This window comes from Klebsiella sp. 4_1_44FAA, assembly GCF_000238715.1.
GTDB lineage: Bacteria > Pseudomonadota > Gammaproteobacteria > Enterobacterales > Enterobacteriaceae > Klebsiella > Klebsiella pneumoniae.
This window is the reverse complement of sequence record NZ_JH414798.1, coordinates 748,332-765,298: the sequence shown is the minus strand read 5'-3', so window position 1 is coordinate 765,298 and position 16,967 is coordinate 748,332. Positions and strand designations below refer to the sequence as shown.

Annotated in this window: 15 protein-coding genes and 2 pseudogenes; 10 read left to right on the top strand and 7 right to left on the bottom strand. The window is 62.5% G+C overall.

Annotation, left to right across the window (positions count from 1 at the left end; genetic code table 11):
• Window positions 1-14: 14 nt before the first annotated feature.
• The 3 genes from HMPREF1024_RS22005 to HMPREF1024_RS22015 form a co-directional block, all read right to left on the bottom strand.
• The gene (locus tag HMPREF1024_RS22005; RefSeq protein WP_004175806.1) at window positions 15-1,433 is read right to left on the bottom strand and encodes an amidohydrolase family protein; all 1,419 of its coding nucleotides are present in this window, start codon (window positions 1,431-1,433) and stop codon (window positions 15-17) included.
• Window positions 1,434-1,444: 11 nt separating this feature from the next.
• Window positions 1,445-2,434, bottom strand: a complete 990-nt coding sequence (locus tag HMPREF1024_RS22010; RefSeq protein ID WP_009307687.1) for an ABC transporter substrate-binding protein — start codon at window positions 2,432-2,434, stop codon at window positions 1,445-1,447.
• Between the two features lie 294 nt (window positions 2,435-2,728).
• Window positions 2,729-3,628 (bottom strand): LysR family transcriptional regulator, encoded by a 900-nt coding sequence (locus HMPREF1024_RS22015; protein ID WP_009307686.1) that lies wholly within the window; start codon window positions 3,626-3,628, stop codon window positions 2,729-2,731.
• A 207-nt stretch (window positions 3,629-3,835) separates the two neighbouring features.
• On the opposite strand from HMPREF1024_RS22015, the gene HMPREF1024_RS22020 reads away from it, so the two are divergent.
• The 8 genes from HMPREF1024_RS22020 to HMPREF1024_RS22055 are packed head-to-tail and all read left to right on the top strand — an operon-like array spanning window position 3,836 to window position 11,521.
• On the top strand, window positions 3,836-4,804 hold the full coding sequence (locus tag HMPREF1024_RS22020) for a PDR/VanB family oxidoreductase (RefSeq protein ID WP_009307685.1): 969 nt from the start codon (window positions 3,836-3,838) through the stop codon (window positions 4,802-4,804).
• A gap of 11 nt (window positions 4,805-4,815) precedes the next feature.
• Window positions 4,816-6,099: an amidohydrolase family protein gene (locus HMPREF1024_RS22025; RefSeq protein WP_009307684.1), complete on the top strand. Its 1,284-nt coding sequence runs from the start codon at window positions 4,816-4,818 to the stop codon at window positions 6,097-6,099.
• The gene (locus HMPREF1024_RS22030) at window positions 6,089-6,568 is read left to right on the top strand and encodes a RidA family protein (RefSeq protein WP_002908128.1); all 480 of its coding nucleotides are present in this window, start codon (window positions 6,089-6,091) and stop codon (window positions 6,566-6,568) included. Before HMPREF1024_RS22025 ends, HMPREF1024_RS22030 begins: the two co-directional genes overlap by 11 nt.
• Window positions 6,565-7,446 (top strand): creatininase family protein, encoded by an 882-nt coding sequence (locus tag HMPREF1024_RS22035; protein ID WP_004175796.1) that lies wholly within the window; start codon window positions 6,565-6,567, stop codon window positions 7,444-7,446. Before HMPREF1024_RS22030 ends, HMPREF1024_RS22035 begins: the two co-directional genes overlap by 4 nt.
• Window positions 7,446-8,429 carry an ABC transporter substrate-binding protein gene (locus HMPREF1024_RS22040; protein WP_009307683.1) on the top strand — a complete coding sequence of 328 codons (984 nt, stop codon included), beginning with the start codon at window positions 7,446-7,448 and terminating at the stop codon, window positions 8,427-8,429. The genes HMPREF1024_RS22035 and HMPREF1024_RS22040 overlap by 1 nt, the downstream gene beginning before the upstream one ends.
• The gene (locus HMPREF1024_RS22045; protein ID WP_004180245.1) at window positions 8,426-9,256 is read left to right on the top strand and encodes an ABC transporter ATP-binding protein; all 831 of its coding nucleotides are present in this window, start codon (window positions 8,426-8,428) and stop codon (window positions 9,254-9,256) included. Before HMPREF1024_RS22040 ends, HMPREF1024_RS22045 begins: the two co-directional genes overlap by 4 nt.
• Window position 9,257: 1 nt before the next feature.
• Window positions 9,258-10,073: an ABC transporter permease gene (locus tag HMPREF1024_RS22050; RefSeq protein WP_009307682.1), complete on the top strand. Its 816-nt coding sequence runs from the start codon at window positions 9,258-9,260 to the stop codon at window positions 10,071-10,073.
• Window positions 10,074-10,099: 26 nt separating this feature from the next.
• Window positions 10,100-11,521 carry an FAD-binding oxidoreductase gene (locus tag HMPREF1024_RS22055; RefSeq protein WP_032451315.1) on the top strand — a complete coding sequence of 474 codons (1,422 nt, stop codon included), beginning with the start codon at window positions 10,100-10,102 and terminating at the stop codon, window positions 11,519-11,521.
• Between the two features lie 54 nt (window positions 11,522-11,575).
• Here the strand turns inward: HMPREF1024_RS22055 and chrA are convergent, their stop codons facing one another.
• The 4 genes and pseudogenes from chrA to HMPREF1024_RS22070 all read right to left on the bottom strand — a co-directional run bounded on the left by chrA (window position 11,576) and on the right by HMPREF1024_RS22070 (window position 15,627).
• A complete protein-coding gene (gene chrA / locus HMPREF1024_RS22060; RefSeq protein WP_004175777.1) occupies window positions 11,576-12,943 on the bottom strand; it encodes a chromate efflux transporter in 1,368 nt (455 codons plus the stop codon).
• A pseudogene (locus tag HMPREF1024_RS0125640) lies at window positions 12,912-13,870 on the bottom strand (chromate resistance protein ChrB domain-containing protein). The gene chrA and the pseudogene HMPREF1024_RS0125640 overlap by 32 nt, the downstream one beginning before the upstream one ends.
• A 128-nt stretch (window positions 13,871-13,998) precedes the next feature.
• The gene (locus HMPREF1024_RS22065; RefSeq protein WP_223176344.1) at window positions 13,999-15,192 is read right to left on the bottom strand and encodes an MFS transporter; all 1,194 of its coding nucleotides are present in this window, start codon (window positions 15,190-15,192) and stop codon (window positions 13,999-14,001) included.
• Between the two features lie 186 nt (window positions 15,193-15,378).
• A complete protein-coding gene (locus HMPREF1024_RS22070) occupies window positions 15,379-15,627 on the bottom strand; it encodes a tautomerase family protein (protein WP_004175772.1) in 249 nt (82 codons plus the stop codon).
• A 60-nt stretch (window positions 15,628-15,687) separates the two neighbouring features.
• On the opposite strand from HMPREF1024_RS22070, the gene HMPREF1024_RS22075 reads away from it, so the two are divergent.
• Together HMPREF1024_RS22075 and HMPREF1024_RS0125635 are read left to right on the top strand one after the other, a co-directional pair.
• On the top strand, window positions 15,688-16,149 hold the full coding sequence (locus HMPREF1024_RS22075; RefSeq protein ID WP_009307678.1) for a helix-turn-helix domain-containing protein: 462 nt from the start codon (window positions 15,688-15,690) through the stop codon (window positions 16,147-16,149).
• A gap of 177 nt (window positions 16,150-16,326) precedes the next feature.
• Window positions 16,327-16,967 (top strand): annotated as a pseudogene (locus HMPREF1024_RS0125635) (MFS transporter); the annotation flags it as partial.

Below are 16,967 nucleotides of genomic sequence, written 5' to 3'. Positions count from 1 at the left end.
TATCCTGTTATCAGTTAAACAGCGGCGCGCTGTTGGAGGGTACGGACGGCCGCCAGCGCGTCGTGGCGCATCGCGTCAAGGTCGAGACCGGGAATGGCGTCGTCTTCCACGATGGGGCGGCCATTGAGCAGCAGCGCCTTTAGCGCGGCGCGCCCACCGCAGGCCACCGGCCCAATGGCCATATCGTGCAGGCCGAAGTAGCGCGGATCGTCCAGCCGGTAAATGGCGAGGTCCGCCTGCATGCCGACCTGCAGGGTGCCGCTCTGCGCTAAGCCGAGGATCTGCGCCCCGCCGGCGCTGCCCCAGCGCACCACATCCTCCACCGTGGCCGCATCGGCCCCACCCTCAAAGGTGCCCCCGGCGTAGCGCGGCTGCGCCAGCATCCCCTTGCGCGCGCGCTGCAGCAGCCATGCGGCATGGGCTTCGCTTTGCATATCCGCCGCTTCATTCGAGGCAGCGCCGTCCACCCCCAGCGAGACCGGGACCCCGGCCTGCTCTAACGCCAGCAGATCGGCGATGCCGCTGCCCAGCCGGCCGTTGCTTTGCGGGCAGTGGGCGATGCCGGTTCCGGTACGGCCCAGCAGGGCAATCTCCTCCGGCAGCAGCTTCACCAGATGTGCAAACCACACGTCATTTCCCAGCCAGTCGTGTTCCGCGCAGAACTGCACCGGCGTCATGGCGAATTTCTGCCGCGCGGCGTCGAGATAATCGACGGTTTCCGATAAATGGCTGTGCAACCGGATCCCTAGCTGGCGGGCCAGCTTCGCTATCTCCCGCAGCTGGGCGCCCGGCGCGGAGTGCAGGACGGTAGTGGGCGCCATCACCACCCGGCGCAGAGACTCGGGCCGGGGGTCGTGATAGCGGCTGACCAGCCGTTCGACATCCGCCATATAGCCGTCGAAGGTTTCCGGACGCAGCGCCACCGGCAGATCCTGTTCCACCGCCCGCCCCTGGGTCGCCCCACCCCGGCACAGGACGATGCGCATCCCCAGCGCTTCCCCTTCGCTGAAGACAATCTCCGAGGTATCGAAAGGCATATCCGGCCAGTACAGGTAGTTGTGATCCGCCACGCTGGCGCAGCCCGAGCGCAGAAGCTCCACCAGGCCAATGCGCACCGCCAGACGAAAGGTATGTTCATCAAAAGCCGCGCGAAAGCGGTACGGCGTGGCGCTCAGCCAGGCCGTCAGGCTCTGGTTCAGCCCCTGCGGCTCGCCCTTCAGCAGCGACTGAAAAAGATGGTGGTGCGTGTTCACCCACGCCGGATAGATCACGCAGTCGCGGGCATCGATCTGTCGCTCTTCCGGCAGCGGCGTCAGGCTGCCGATGGCGGCAATCTTGCCGTCGCGGATGCGAATATCCGGCCCGGCCAGCCGCGCCGCCTCTCCGGGCAGACCGCTGAGGATGGCATGGGCATTTTTAATCATTAATGACATGGCGTCGTTCCTCAGGGTTTAACCTGCATGGCCTGAACAAATTCGGTGGTGTAGGCCTGTTTCCAGTCGGTAGCCGCCGCCAGCAGACCGGCGCTGACCATAAAGTCGCGGGTCTTCTGCCAGCGCGCGTCGGTCATCGTCCCCCAGCCCTGGCTGGCGGCATCCCCGCCGTCGATCAGGTGATGCTCACGGATCTGGGTCACGCCCCAGGCGAGCAGATCGTCGGTCATTTTCGGGTTGTCCTGCTTAATCAACGCATTGCCCGGCGCCGGATCCTTGAGATAGCTCACCCAGCCCTCCATTGAGGCGCGGACAAACTTCGCCACCGCCGCTTTACGCTCGGCGATGGTATCCGGGCGGGCGATAAGGATGCCGCCGTAGGGGGGATAGCCGTGCTCGGAAAAGAGGAAGAAGTTCGCCTTCACTCCGGCCTTCTGCACCTGGAACACCTCGGAGCTGACATAGGCCTGCTGGGCGACAGCGTCATCGACGACAAAGGGTTGAATATTGAAGGTATAGGGGCGAACCTGCGCGTCGCTCAGCTGGTATTGCGCCTTCAGCCACGGCCACCACGTCGCCTGACCAGAGCTGGAGACCAGCAGGGTTTTGTCTTTCAGCCCCTGCAGGGAGGTGACATCGGCATGGGTCAGCAGCCCCTGGGGATCGTACTGAAAGGGCGCGGCAATGGCCTTTGCCTGGAAGCCGCGCTGAATGCCTTCCAGCAGCTGCAGGTCGTAACCGATGATCACATCGGCCCGCTTCGACAACAGCAACTGCATGCCGTTGACCTGCGGTCCGCCGGAGCGGATCTCGACGTCGAGACCGTATTTTTTGTACAGCCCGGTGGCCTGAGCCTGATAATACCCCCCCTGTTCCGCCTGGGCGTACCAGGAGGTCAGCAGAACGATTTTCTCCTCGGCCTGAACGGCCAGCGAGACACCGCCGAGGGCCATCAGGCCCAGCCAGCGTATGCCCCGGGGAAGGCGTGCGCCTGTTTTCATATCCCTCTCCTCTTTACGCCGGGAGGGGGAGCGAGCGAATGTGGCTCAGCCTCCCATCCCGGTCAACATTGAACCGCGACATGGTGACTGAGCAATGTCCCGTATGGATAACCCGTACTGACCGCTTCTACTCACACTCAGCTATACAAAAACAATGCCAGATTTAAACGCCCGCGAGCGGCCGCGAGAAATCGCCTGCGCCGCCGCCCTTGGGCATGCAACCTTTGATTCATGCTCACAAGAAACGCACCATAATGGTGCGCTAATGAATGATTTTAGTGCCTGCCCGACATTTCACAGCTGGCTGAAGAGCATCTCCAGCTGGTTCAGCATCATCGAGGCGGCAAGGGAAAGCTGGCGGGCGGGCGAGACGCACAGCGCCAGGGTGAAAGGCTTAAGCTGCGGATCGGTTAGCGGCACAAACGCCAGCTGGCCGGACTCGATCTCATCGAGAATATCCAGCCGACACAGGATGCCGATGCCCATCTGCTCTTTGATCAGGGTGCGGATCATGTGAATGTTATTCGATACCGCCACCTCCTTTACCTCGTTGCCGCTGATGTTCACCAGCGCCTCCACCGGCTCGCTGATCATCAATGGGGCGGACGGCAGGATAAAGGGGTAGTCGAGGCACTGACTAAAGCGCACCGCGCTGCGGCTGGCCAGCGGATGGCCGGTGGGCACCACAATCCCCATATTCATCTCGGCAAACGCCCGGACCTGCAGTTCACGAGAGGTCTGGGGATTGAGCATGATGCCGAAATCCGCCTCGCCGGAGATCAGCGCCTGCTGGATGTGGATATTGTTGATGGTGGTCAATGTAAAAGAGATGTTGGGATAATGTTTATGCACCTCTTTGAGCATCGTCGAAAAGAAATGCCGGTTAATGGCATCGATGGTGGCGATGCGCACATGCCCCCGCCGCAACCCGCGCAGATCGTCCAGCTGCTCGCAGACCCGGGTAAAGTCCTTTTTCCAGTTATTGGCCGCGTGCAGGAGCAGCTCCCCGGCGGCGGTCAGCCTCAGCCCGGTGGGATGGCGCTCGAAGAGCGGCATCCCCAGCTCCTGTTCCACGCGCAAAATCTGACGGTCGATGGAAGACGCCGACACATGCAGCGCCTCTGACGCTTTACGAAACGATCCCTGACGGGCCACTTCGGTGAAATAGAGCAGAAATCGGGAGAAGGCAAACATGGTTTGGGTGCTCTCTTTTTTGCAACGGGTTGTGCGAATCAAAGCTCTGGACGCAACAGTTTTATCACAATACCGTAGCATTCATAGCGGAGAAACGATCGTTTCACCCATTTTCTTGCATGCCGGACAGTTCACCGCGAAGGGGAGTTATCTCTTCGCCGCCCCTGGCCGCCCTGCAGACAGCGGAGTGAGGGAGAGAAAACGGTAATGCACAGCCACGATCTTATTTCGGTCTCGGTCGGGGAAATACGCCCCAACGGACAGGGAAACCTATCCATAATTTTGCAGACGGCGGCCGGGGAAATATTACCGGCCTACTCCGCCGGGGCGCATATCGATATTATTATTCCCGGCGTCGGCCCGCGGCAGTATTCCCTGTGCGGCACGCCTGACCGCAGTAATACTTATGAAATTTGCGTCAGGCTGACTGACACCTCCACCGGCGGCTCACGCTATTTGCACCAGCAGCTCAAAGCCGGCGATCGGCTCGCCATTTCGCCGCCGCGCAACCATTTTCCCCTGCCGCAGGCCGGGCGCTACCTGCTGTTTGCCGGCGGTATCGGCATCACGCCTTTGCTGGCGATGGCTGAAGCGATTGCCGCCAGAAAGGGGGCGCTGGAGCTGCATTATTATGTCGCCAGTTCGCGCCAGACCGCCTTCTCCCCGCGCCTGAACCAGCTGACTGCGAACGGCACGGTGGCCATTCACTGCAGCGAGGAAGGCGCGTCGTTTCGCCAGCGGGTCCCCGAATGCTTAACTGTGCCCCACCCTGATACCGTAGTAATAGCCTGCGGCCCGGAGGGTTTTATTCAGCGACTGCGGTCGGTCATGGAGGAATATCGCTGGTCGCCGTCGCAGTTCGTATTCGAGCGTTTTACTCCCGCGGCGGAAAATAATACTGCGGCGAAAAATGCGTTTTATATTGAGCTGGCCTCCAGCGGGCAGCGCCTGCAGGTGGCCGCGGATCAAACCATTGCTCAGGTATTACAGCACGCCGGGGTGGAGGTAATGCTCTCCTGCGAACAGGGAATGTGCGGCTCCTGTATTACCGGGGTCCTCGACGGGATCCCCGAGCACCGGGACAGCGTGCTGACGGCGGAAGAGAAAGCTGGCAACGACCAGATCACGCTCTGCTGTTCGCGGGCGAAATCGCCGGGTCTGGTTTTGGATCTGTGAGGAGACTGACGATGACGCTCCCCTCCTCTTGCGCGCCGCTCACCGGTATCAGCCGCGCCCGACTCCCGGCCTGGGCGCTGCCCGACGGCTGGCCGACGCAGGCCAACGGTGAACCGCTGCTGGCGGACCTGGCCTTTCGCGACGGCCGGATCGCCGCACTGACCCCAACCGACCAGCCGACTCCCGGCCTGTGGGACCTGGCGGGAGCCCTGACGCTCCCCGGCCTGGTGGAACCCCATGCCCATCTGGACAAGACATTCACTATTGAACGCTGCCGTCCAGCGCAGGCCGGGCTGCTGCCGGCGATCCACGCCATGCATGAGGATCGCCGACACTGGTCCAGGGCGGATATTCAACGCCGAGCGTCCACCGCGCTGGCCCGGGCGGCAGCGAATGGCGTGACCCATTTGCGCAGCCATGTCGACTGGTTTACCGCCGACGCGCCGGACGCCTGGCAGGAGATCGCCCGCCTCGATACCGTCGGCCTCACCCTGGAGCGGGTGGCGCTGGTCCCGCTGCCCCTGTTTCGCGAGCCGGCGCAAGCGGAGGCCATCGCCCGGACGGTCGCCAACAGCGGAGAGCGCTGCCTGCTGGGCGGCTTCATCCACTCCTCCAACTGGGACGCCGCCGCCATGGAAAATCTGCTGTGCAGCGCGGCCCGCTGGGATCTGGATCTGGATTTGCATATCGATGAGGAGCTCAGCGAAGTGTCTCAGGGGCTGACCTGGCTGGCGGATCATCTCTCCCGCCACCCTTTTCCCGGACATATCTGCTGCAGCCACGGCTGCGCGCTGGCCGCCGGCAGCGACGAACAGGCGGCGCCGATCCTGCGCCAGCTGGCGGCGCACGGCGTCACCCTTATCGCTCTGCCGATGACCAACCTGCTGCTGCAGGATGCGACGTTCGGCCGCACGCCGCGCCAGCGGGGGATCACTCTGCTGCACGAGGCGCAGGCCGCCGGCGTGGCCACCCTGCTCGGCTGCGACAACGTGCAGGATGCCTTCTGCCCGGCGGGGAGCTACGACCCGCTGGACACCCTGGCCTGCGGTCTGTTCGGCGCTCAGCTCAGCGACCTGTTCGACCAGCAGTCGCGGCTGATCTGCGATCGCGCGGCGCTAACCGGTTCGCCGGCAGACGCGGCGCCCTTTGCCGTCGGGGCGGCGGCCAGCGTAGTGATTTTCCCGGGTAGCGACCGTTTTACCTGGCCTTTAAACAGCGCCGCCCGTCTGGTGGTTAACCACGGCAGGTTAACCCACCGACGCGTGTGGCAGGAGGAGATGGCACATGAGTCTTGAAGCAGGCGCCGGGGCGCCGCTGGCGCGGTATGCCGCCTGGCGCAGAGCCGGCGATTTTATCTTTCTCTCCGGCATTATTCCGGTCAATCCCCTGACCGGCACCATCGTCAACGGCTTTCAGGATGTGCCTGAGCCGGTGCGGGAGCTGCTGGGGGCGACCGGCGAATTTTCAACCGATGCGAAACAGGGCCCGATCCTCGCCCAGAGCTGGTACGTACTGGAGAGCATCCGCCGCACCGTGGCGTCCGCGGGAGGGCAGATGAGCGACGTTATCAAACTGGTGCAGTACTTTCGCAACCTTGACCATTTTCCCTATTACAGCCGGGTCAGGAAGCTGTTTTACCCCGACCAGCCGCCCGTTTCCACCGTGGTGCAGGTCAGCGAAATGCTGCCCGACGCCACGGTACTGATTGAAGTCGAAGCGACCGTCTGGTTACCCCCGTCATTTAACTCCGAGGCACCGCGATGATTAACGGTTACATTCCTGCCGCGCGCTTTCTTCCTTTTCTGAGCTGGACGGACGTGGCCGCCCTGCCGGATAAAAGCAATACGGTTATCGTCCTCCCCACCGGGGCGATCGAACAGCACGGCCCGCATTTGCCCTGCTCGGTGGACAGCGTGATATCTTCCGGCGTGGCGGGCCATGCCCTCGCCAGGCTGCCGGCGACGATCCCGGCCTACGCCATTCCGCCGATCGTCTACGGTAAGTCCGAGGAGCATCTGCATTTTCCCGGCACCCTGACCCTTAGCGGCGATACGCTGCTGCATACCCTGCTGGAGATCGCCGAATCTCTCTATCGGGCCGGTTTTCGCAAGCTGTTGATGATCAACGGCCACGGCGGCCAGCCGCAGATCCTGCAGATCGCCTGCCGGGAAATGCGCCTGCGCCACGGGGATTTCATCGCCATCCCCCACGACGTGTTCAACGTGCCCAACTGCGAAAAACAGTTTCTCAGCCCGCATGAACAGCGGATGGCGATGCACGCCGGGCATAGCGAAACGGCGCTGATGCTGGCGCTGGCGCCGGAGTGCGTCCATATGGAACGGGCCGTCGCTAATTTCCCCCCGGAATTCCCCTGCCCAACCCTGTCGAAAGGCCGTCCGGCGGCGGCGTGGGCGTCGTATGACTTTGGCCCCAGCGGGGTGATTGGCGACCCGACCCCGGCGACGCGGGAGCAAGGCGAAGGGCTTCTCGACTCCCTCGCCGCCAGCTGGGCGCAGGCGATCATCGAGATCCACCGCATGGCCTGGGTCGAACGTCACGAACCGACCTGGGGCAAACAGCACTGGCACGGCTTTGTGCAGTCCCTCCCCCCCTCTTTCGCTGCTGAATCCAGGGAGCCCTGATGAATACCAGACCGACGCCCGTTTTTACCCTGCTGACCGTGGCCGCCCTCGCCACCTCAGCCTCCTGCTTCGCGGCGGAGAAGTTTACCTTTCTCACCAACTGGTATGCCCAGGCCGAGCACGGCGGGTTTTACCAGGCCCAGGCCACCGGGCTGTATCAACACGCCGGTCTCGATGTCGAGATTAAAATGGGCGGCCCGCAGATCAACGTCATGCAGCTGATGGCGGCCGGTCAGGCGGACTGCACCCTTGGCGACAACGGCCAGGCGCTGGAGACCTGGCAGGCCGGGGTGCACGCGGTGACCGTCGCCACCGTGTTCCAGCACTCGCCGACGGTGTTTATCACCCATGACAAGGTGGAGAACCCGGCGGAACTTAAAGACAAAACCTTCCTGCTCGCCACCGAGGCCTATACCTCCTTCTGGCCGTGGGCGAAAAGCGAGCTGGGTCTGGCTGGCAGCAAAGTGCGCCCCTATACCTTTAACGTTCAGCCGTTCCTCGCCGATAAAAACCTGGTGCAGCAGGGCTACGTGACCTCCGAGCCGTTCTCCGTCGCCAAAGGCGGGCAGACGTTCTATGTCTATCCGCTCAGCGACTGGGGCTACCCGCCCTACGGCAACTCGATTATCTGTATGGCCGACACCATCCGCAAACGTCCGGCGGCGGTGGCGGCCTTCGTCAAAGCCTCCATGGAAGGCTGGAAAAGCTACCTGCAGGATCCCGCCCCCGGCAACAGCCTGATCGGTAAAGCAAATCCGCAAATGGGCGCCGAGCAGATCGCCTTTGGCATTGCCCAAATGAAGCAGTACCAGCTGGTGACCGGCGGCGATGCTAAGACCGGCGGCATCGGCATCATCACCGAGCCGCGGCTGAAGAAAACCTGGGACATGCTGGTGAAAAACAAACTGATCGACGCCAGCAAGGTGCCGTTTGAGCAGACTTACACCCTGGAGATGGTCAAAGACGCCGGAGTGATGCCATGAATACCGCCCCGAAACTGACCGTGATGAGCGATACCCGCTTTATACCCGCCGCTGCCACCCCGGCCATCGAGGTGCTGTCGGCGGAGAAAATCTACAGCAACGGCACCCGGGCGCTGCTGCCCGTCAACCTGACCATCAATCAGGGGGAGTTTATTACCCTGCTCGGCCCGTCCGGCTGCGGTAAAAGCACCCTGCTGAAGATGGTCGCCGGCCTGGTGGAGCCCAGCGACGGCAAGCTGATGCTGTGGCGGCGCGACAGTCGGGAAAAGGCCCAGCATCCGCTGTCGTTCGTCTTCCAGGAAGCCACCCTGATGCCGTGGAGCAGCGTGCGCAATAACGTCAGGCTGCCGCTGGATCTGGCCGGCGTGCCGCGGGCGGAGGGAAATACCCGGGTGAGTGAAGTCCTTGAGCTGGTGGGCCTCGGCAAGTTCGCCGACGTCCTGCCGCGCGAACTCTCCGGCGGCATGCAAATGCGCGTCTCCATCGCCCGCGGCCTGGTCACCCGACCAAAGCTGCTGCTGATGGATGAGCCCTTCGGCGCGCTGGATGAAATTACGCGTAACAAACTCGACAGCGACCTGCTGCGTCTCTGGCAGGAGCAAAACCTGACGGTAGTGTTCGTCACCCACTCGATCCACGAAGCGGTGTTTCTCTCCCAGCGGGTGATCATGATGGCGGCCCGTCCCGGACGGGTGGTCGAAGATATCCCCATCCGCGAGCCGTTCCCGCGCAGCGAGGCGTTCCGCGTCAGCCCGGCCTTTTCCCTGTATGCCCGTCAGCTGCAGGACAGTCTGTTGCAGGCCAGCCAGTCCGGTATGGAGTCATAATATGAAAAATACAACCGCAACGCCGTGGATCCAGCATCCGCGTTTTCTCAAAATTCTCTATCCGACCCTCGTCGCGGTGGCGATGGTGCTCCTGTGGCAGGGCGCGGTGAGCTATTTCCGTATCCCGGCCTTTCTGGTGCCGTCGCCGCTGGTGATGCTGGAAAGCCTGTGGACGCATCTCACGCCGCTGCTGCTGGCGCTGCTGTTCACCCTCAAGATCACCCTGATCTCGTTTCTGCTGTCGATTGTCATCGGCGCCGCGGTGGCGTTTATCCTGGTGCAGAACCGCTTTGTGGAAACCGCCCTGTTTCCCTACATCGTGTTTTTGCAGGTGACGCCGATCGTCGCCATCGCCCCGCTGATCATCATCTGGGTGAAAGATGCCACGCTCTCGCTGGTGGTGTGCGCCACCCTGATGGCGGTGTTTCCCATCATCTCCAATACCACTCAGGGACTGCGCAGCGTCTCCCCCGGCCTGCTGAGCTATTTTCGCCTCAATCACGCCAGCCGCTGGCAAACGCTGGTGCGGCTGCGTATCCCCTCGGCGCTGCCCTATTTCTTCGGCGCGCTGCGTATTTCCAGTGGGCTGTCGCTGATTGGCGCGGTGGTGGCGGAGTTTGTCGCCGGGACCGGCGGGAGTAATACCGGGCTGGCCTATCAGATCCTACAGGCCGGCTACCAGCTGGATATCCCGCTGATGTTTGCCGCGCTGCTGCTGATCTCTCTCGCCGGTATCGCGCTGTTTGGCGTGATGTCCTGGGTCTCGCGCCGGGCGCTCAGCGCCTGGCATGAAAGCGAAGCCGTGCAATCTCATTAATGTTCTGCTGACGAACAGGAAAAAGAATGATGACTGATGAACAGCGTCAACACGCGGTCGCGGCGATCCAGCAGGCACTCCCGGCGCTGGAGTGGACCTTACAGCCGGCGAAGATCAAACGGCTCTCCCGCGATTTTCACTGGTTCAGTCCGCTACTCACCGAGCAACTGGCGGGGAAACAGGCGGACGCGGTGGTTCGCCCACGCGACGAAGAGGAGCTGCGCCAGCTGGTCGCCGCCTGCGCGCAGCACCAGCTGCCGCTGACGCTGCGCGGCAGCGCCACCGGCAACTATGGCCAACTGGTCCCCCTCGAAGGCGGGCTGCTGGTCGATATGACCGGACTCAACCAGATCGTCGCCCTCGGCAACGGCACGGTACGCGCCCAGGCCGGCATTCGTCTGGCAGACATCGAAACCGCCGCCCGCCCAACGGGATGGGAGCTGCGCTGCATGCCATCGACCTACCGCCTGGCGAGCCTGGGCGGCCTCTACGGCGGCGGGTTCGGCGGCATCGGCTCCATCAACTATGGGCCGCTGGCGGCGCCCGGCAATGTGCTCAGCGTCAAAGTGATGACCGTCGAGCCGGTCCCCCGCGTGCTGACCGTCCCGGCTCCCGAAGCGCTGCTGCTGCATCACGCCTACGGCACCAACGGCATCATTCTGGAGGTTGAGCTGGCGCTGGCGCCCGTGCACCAGTGGATAGAGCGCCTGGACGTGTTTGACGATTTCGCTGATGCGCTGAACTATGCCAACGCCTGCGTCCGCTCGCCGGGGCTGGTAAAACGTCAGGTCGCGCTGCTGGCCACGCCGATTGCCGATTATTTTAGCCACCTCAACGATCGTTATCGCACCGGGCAGCATGCGGTTATCAGCCTGATCGCCGAGGAGAGCGAAGGACTCTGCGCCAGCCTGTTACAGCGCCATCGCGGGAGCAACGCCATCCGTCAGGCCAGCGACGAGGCCCGGACGCAAAACGCCTCGTTAATGGAATACTGCTGGAACCATACCACCCTGCATGCGCTCAAGGTGGACAATACGCTGACTTATCTGCAGACGGCGTTTGATCCGCTGCGCTATCCGCAGCAAATTTTACAGATGGAGCAGCACTTCGCCGGGGAGGTGATTTCCCATATTGAATTCCTGCGCGATATCGAAGGCAACCTCACCGCCAGCGGTCTGCAGCTGGTGCGCTATACCACGCCCGCGCGGCTCAACGCCATCATGCAGATATTTCGCGACAACGACGTCAAGATTAACAACCCCCACGTGCTGCAGGTTGAGGACGGCAAACAGGGCGTGATTCGCCCCGACGTCGTGGCGGTGAAACAGTCTCTCGACCCGGCGGGATTGCTTAACCCCGGCAAGCTGCGCGGCTGGGCGCTGCGCGACCAGCTGGAACTGGACAGCAACCCGCTGGCGCGAGCCACCCGCGAAAGCCCCACGACCTGATGGTCCCCGGTCCGGTTGGGCGCTAACGGGTCGCTGGCCCGTTGCCGCCCAACCTCATCCTGCGCCGGACAGTCCCGCCATATGGACGATAAGCCCTACTGCGGCGGCGGCGGCCAGTACCCAGGTCAGCTTCCACTTATAACGAAACAGCAGCCCGGCGGCGCCCAGGGCTATGGCTGCGGACCACGGGTCGAAACCGGATGGTCCCCAGACGCTATGCCAGATAAAAAACAGCGCCAGATTCAGGATAACGCCCACCACCGCGGCGGTGATGGCGGTCAACGGCGCGGTAAATCCCACCTTATTATGGGTCGTTTCAATAAACGGCCCGCCGGCGAGAATAAAGATAAACGAGGGTAAAAAAGTAAACCATGTCACCAGGCACGCCGCCGCAATGCCCCCCAGCAGCACATCATCGACGCCCAACACCGCTTTGGTGTAGCCGCCGACAAACCCGACAAAGGTCACCACCATGATCAACGGTCCGGGGGTCGACTCCCCAAGGGCGAGGCCATCCATCATCTGCCCTGCCGTCAGCCAGCCATAGTGGGTCACCGCCCCCTGGTAAACATAAGGTAGGACGGCATATGCCCCGCCAAAGGTCATCAGCGCGGCTTTGGTAAAGAACCAGCTCATCTGGGTCAGCGGATGCGCCCAGCCCAGCATTAGCGTCAGGGCGGCCATCGGCACCAGCCACAGCAGCATCCCGGCGATCAGCACCTGAGAGGTGCGCCGCCAGCTGAAAATGGCATGGGCCGGGATCGGCGTCGTGTCATCAATGATGGCGGCTCCGCCAGGGTGACTCTGCGCACGGTGGGCGTCGGCTTTGCCGAATATCGTCGGCGCCAGCCGTCCGCCGATAAAACCCACCAGTGCCGCGGCGAGGACGATCAGCGGAAAAGGAACGTTCAGCGCAAAAATAGCGACAAAGGCAGCGGCGGCGATGGCCCAGTAGGCGCCATTTTTCAGCGCCCGCGAGCCGATGCGGTGCGCCGCCTGCAATACTATCGCCGCTACGGCGGGTTTGATGCCATAAAAGATCCCCGCCACCACGGCGACATCCCCCCAGACGAGATAGATCCACGCCAGGGCGATGAGTAACACCAGCGAGGGCAAAATAAACAGCACCCCGGCGATGACGCCTCCCCAGGTTTTATGCATCAGCCAGCCGATATAGGTCGCCAGCTGCTGGGCCTCCGGGCCGGGCAGGACCATACAAAAATTGAGCGCATGCAGGAATCGCCCTTCCGATATCCAGCGTCGGTTATCCACCAGCTCCTGGTGCATCATGGCGATCTGCCCGGCAGGCCCGCCGAAGCTGATGAAGCCAAGCTTGAGCCAAAAGCGAATTGCCTGCCAGAAGGAGACGGAAGCGACGACGGAAGGACTGTCACTCTGCGGAAGAACGACCGTTTTGCTCATGATTGCCAGACCTCATTTCACAGGACCTCAGTAAGCCGTCGAACAGCGAGCAAGCTGCCGCCAGCAGTTGGTCATCGTCCGTAATGGTTTCCCGCAGCCCTGCAAGAATGCTTTCTACCCCCGCCGCCTCCGGGGTCGGTACCCCACCGACGTCCAGGAAGTGGATCAACCGTCCCAGACTGTCGGGGATCACCGCGTCCAGCACAAAACGCCGGACCAGTACTTCGAAGGTCACCAGCGTGCCGACATGGCTGAATGGCGCGCCGTCAAAATCAAAACCGACCGCCGTCGCCGGACAGGTCTCGGGCGCGGCCAGCCACAGGAACCGCGCCTCGTCGTCAATAAAGCGCCGGATAAGCCAGGCGCTGGCCAGACGATCGACCCACGGGCGTCGGCGGGTGGCCCACAGCCGGCCGCGAAAGGCGCCTCTGTCCAGCAGGCTCAGTTCGCCCGCCACCGACTGCGGCTCGTTCGGCGATAGCCGCTGATTAATGACCTGCTCGATAGTGGCCAGTCGCTCAGCGGCTTGCTCCCGGGCGGCCCCCGGAAAGAAATCAATGGCCTCGATCCGCCGGTAGTCACGCTGAATTTTACGCAGTTGTTTGAGCTGAGCCGCCAGTTCGTCGTTGGATAACGTCCCCTGCAGCGCCTGCAGATCCTGCAACAGCGCGTCGTACTGTTCACGACGATCGAATAGCGGCCTGAGCGCCTCTTCTTCCGCCGCCTCAATCGTGAAAACATACCCGGTCCCCCTTCCGCGCGGATCGCCTGGCAGGTGCTGAGGAAAGTGTCATAGCCCTGGCGCACGTCGGGCAGCAGATAGACCCCATCGCGCAGGACCACCGCCCCGCTCTGCTTCAGGGTTCGCCAGACACGCATGCGCAGCGTGGCTTGAGACGTTGTCAGGTTAAGGATCAAGAGATGCATTGTCATGTTGTAGAGATTACTACAGCATGTAGCGTCTGTGACGTTTTTACGCGCAAGGAGTCAGATGAATTTCAGCAATGCATAGCTGAAAAAAGCAAAAGACGGCCTGCGCAGCGGCAGGCCAGGCGCTAAGCGCGGGATGGGGATAAGGGGCGCAGCAGCAGGGTCAACAACGCCACCGCAACCGGGACCAGGGAGCCCCACAGCACGGCGTTCCAGCCGAAGGCGTTGAGCAGAACCCCGGACGAAAACGACCCCACGATCATCACGCCGAAGACCAGAAAATCGTTGAGCGACTGAACCTGGGTCTTCTCTTCCGGGCGGTGGAAATCGATGATTTTCGCCGAGGCGCCGGTGAAGCCAAAGTTCCAGCCGATGCCGAGCAAAATCAGCGACAGCCAGTAATGATACACGCCGAGACCGCTCAGGCCGACCGCCACCGACGCGGCGGTGATCAGCAATCCCGCCGCCGCCATTCGCACTGCGCCGAAGCGCTGGATCAGCCGGCCGGTGAAAAATCCCGGGCCGTACATCGCCATCACATGCCACTGGATCCCAAGGTTGGCGGCCTGCTGGGAAAGACCGTGCATATGCATGGAGAGCGGCGCGGCGGTCATCAGAAAATTCATCACCATATAGGCCACCGCGCCGCTGAATACCGTAGTGGCAAAACCCGGCTGGCGGACAATCTCGCGCAGCGGCCGCCCTCCGCGCACGCTGGCCGCGGTGGGCTCCGCCGGCGTCACCCCTCTCAACAAAAAGGCGGCCAGCACTGCAACCAGCGCCTGAGCGAGGAAGGTGACGGCGAAGGTATGTGCCGGCCAGAGGTGCATGGTGCCGGTGACCAGCATCGGGCCAATGATCCCGGCGGCCACACCGCCGCCCATCACCAGCGACAGCGCACGGGCGCGACGCGCCGGGGCGACGCCGTCGGTGGCGGCAAAACGAAAACTGAGCGCCACGGCAGCATAGGCGCCGCCAAGCATCGCGGCGAGACAAAACAGCAGAAAAGAATTCAGCACTACCGCCAGGGCGGCCGCCAGTCCGGTCACCATCCCGGCGCCGGTGCCGAGCCTGAACGCCGCTTTGCGGCCCCGCGTTCGCGCCAGCGCGCCGAAAGGCAGAATGGAGGCCGCCATCCCCAGCACAAACAGGGTGATCGGCAGCGTGGCCAGCGACGGGCTGGGGGCAATCGCGTTACCCACTATCGCGCCGGTAGCGTAGAAGACCACCGAGTTGGCGCCGGCCAGCGCCTGAGCGGCAGCCAGGCGAAGGATATTTTTGTTCTGCACCGCCAGCGGCAGCATGTGTTCTGTAGACATCCGTTGTTTTCACCGGTTTGAGAGTGGCGCCAGGCTGGCCGTCTGGCATCGCGCCCTGTTTGTTGGGTTCCCTGACCGTTACCTTAGCCGCAAAATACGCTTTTGCATCATAGCGAATCGCAATATTACCCGGCGATCTGGCCCCTCTTCTGCGCCAGACCGCCGGGCCTGGCTTCGCCGCCCGTTTTATTCCGGGGATCCGTCGCGTCGCGCGGCGGCAAATTTCGCCGCGATCATCGCGGCCGTCGGCTGGACGCCCCCCAGACTCCACTGCTCCGGGTCATGTTCGTCAATGCGGATCCAGACGGACTGGCGGAACTGCGGATCGCCCTGCCCCTCAATCTCCACCAGCAGATCGGTCATCCGTCGCAGCAGTTCACTTTTCTGTTCCGCGGTCATGATCCCTTTAATGGTTTGCACGTTAACAAATGGCACGCTATGCTCCTTAGCATCTAAGTCTAAAATTCAAACTCAGAGTAGAAGGTCAATCTCGCGATGTCAAAAAATAAATCACTGCCCTACCTCGACCCGGCGCTGTGCGGCCTGGCGGAAGGAGCCAAAATACTCGGCGACCGCTGGGTGCTGCTGATCCTCCGCGAGGCGTTTTACGGCGTGACGCGCTTTGAAACGATGCTGTCGCACACCCATATTACCCGCCAGACGCTCACCACCCGGTTAAAAACCATGACCGAAACGGGATTGCTCAGCAAAGTGCCCTACCGGGAAGCCGGCTCCCGCGAACGGTATGAATATGTTCTGACTGATAAAAGCCGTAGCCTGGCGCTGGTGCTGTTCGCCCTGATGGAATGGGGCCACCAGCACGTGCTGCACAGTGCGCCGCATATAGCATTGGTGGACAGCGCCAGCGGCGAGGCTGTCCATCCGGGGTTTATTACTGCCAGCGGCACCGTGGCGAGCCCCGCCGCCCTGCAGATCGTCAAGGCAGACGAACGCTAATAGCGCCGCTACAGAACTTTCGTACGCCTCTGGCGAAAGCCGCCGCAAGCGGGTATGTTGCATAGCCACGGTACCCGACGAGCGCGGGACATTTTTGTTTCATCGAACTGTGCGATAAAGGATGAAGGTATCCGGTGACCATTCCGACGCGCAGATCGCGCATGCTAAAGGTAGAAAATGTCGCTTCGTTCTCTGCGGGCTTTATGTCTGACCAGCTTTTTTATTGCCGACGTGCGCGACGGCCTCGGCCCGTTTCTGGGGATCTTTCTCACCCAGCGTCACTGGCAGGCGGAGGACATTGGCCTGCTGATGTCCGTCGGCGGTATCGCCGGCCTGCTGGCGACCCTGCCCGCCGGCTTCATCACCGACAGCTCGCGGCATAAGCGCTTGCTGCTGGCCGGGGTCTGCCTGGTGATCACCCTCACCACCCTGCTGCTCTGGTTTAGTCAGAAGACCAGCGTGGTCGCCCTCTCGCAAGTCGCCAGCGGCATCTGCGCGGCCTTTGTCGGACCGCTGATCGCCGGGATTACCCTCGGTCTTGCCAGACAGCGCGGCTTTAGCGCCCAGATGGGGAAAAACGAAGCCTTCAACCACGCGTGAAATTTCTTCACCGCGCTAATGGCCGGGGCTATCGCCTGGTACTGGGGCATCGGCGGCATTTTCATTCTGATGGCCTGTACCACGCTGCTTACCCTGGTCGCCCTGCTGGCGATCCGCGGCGGCGATATCGACGATAATGCCGCCCGCGGCATCGAAGCGGCATCCACGCCCTCCCTGCCGGGGTTTGCCATCCTGTTCCGCCATACGCCGCTGCTGAT

Bases quoted from the DNA above. Each gene is read 5' to 3' on its own strand.
- HMPREF1024_RS22005 (WP_004175806.1), bottom strand. From the start codon at position 1,433: ATGTCATTAATGATTAAAAATGCCCATGCCATCCTCAGCGGTCTGCCC.
- HMPREF1024_RS22010 (WP_009307687.1), bottom strand. From the start codon at position 2,434: ATGAAAACAGGCGCACGCCTTCCCCGGGGCATACGCTGGCTGGGCCTG.
- HMPREF1024_RS22015 (WP_009307686.1), bottom strand. From the start codon at position 3,628: ATGTTTGCCTTCTCCCGATTTCTGCTCTATTTCACCGAAGTGGCCCGT.
- HMPREF1024_RS22020 (WP_009307685.1), top strand. From the start codon at position 3,836: ATGCACAGCCACGATCTTATTTCGGTCTCGGTCGGGGAAATACGCCCC.
- HMPREF1024_RS22025 (WP_009307684.1), top strand. From the start codon at position 4,816: ATGACGCTCCCCTCCTCTTGCGCGCCGCTCACCGGTATCAGCCGCGCC.
- HMPREF1024_RS22030 (WP_002908128.1), top strand. From the start codon at position 6,089: ATGAGTCTTGAAGCAGGCGCCGGGGCGCCGCTGGCGCGGTATGCCGCC.
- HMPREF1024_RS22035 (WP_004175796.1), top strand. From the start codon at position 6,565: ATGATTAACGGTTACATTCCTGCCGCGCGCTTTCTTCCTTTTCTGAGC.
- HMPREF1024_RS22040 (WP_009307683.1), top strand. From the start codon at position 7,446: ATGAATACCAGACCGACGCCCGTTTTTACCCTGCTGACCGTGGCCGCC.
- HMPREF1024_RS22045 (WP_004180245.1), top strand. From the start codon at position 8,426: ATGAATACCGCCCCGAAACTGACCGTGATGAGCGATACCCGCTTTATA.
- HMPREF1024_RS22050 (WP_009307682.1), top strand. From the start codon at position 9,258: ATGAAAAATACAACCGCAACGCCGTGGATCCAGCATCCGCGTTTTCTC.
- HMPREF1024_RS22055 (WP_032451315.1), top strand. From the start codon at position 10,100: ATGATGACTGATGAACAGCGTCAACACGCGGTCGCGGCGATCCAGCAG.
- chrA (WP_004175777.1), bottom strand. From the start codon at position 12,943: ATGAGCAAAACGGTCGTTCTTCCGCAGAGTGACAGTCCTTCCGTCGTC.
- HMPREF1024_RS22065 (WP_223176344.1), bottom strand. From the start codon at position 15,192: ATGTCTACAGAACACATGCTGCCGCTGGCGGTGCAGAACAAAAATATC.
- HMPREF1024_RS22075 (WP_009307678.1), top strand. From the start codon at position 15,688: ATGTCAAAAAATAAATCACTGCCCTACCTCGACCCGGCGCTGTGCGGC.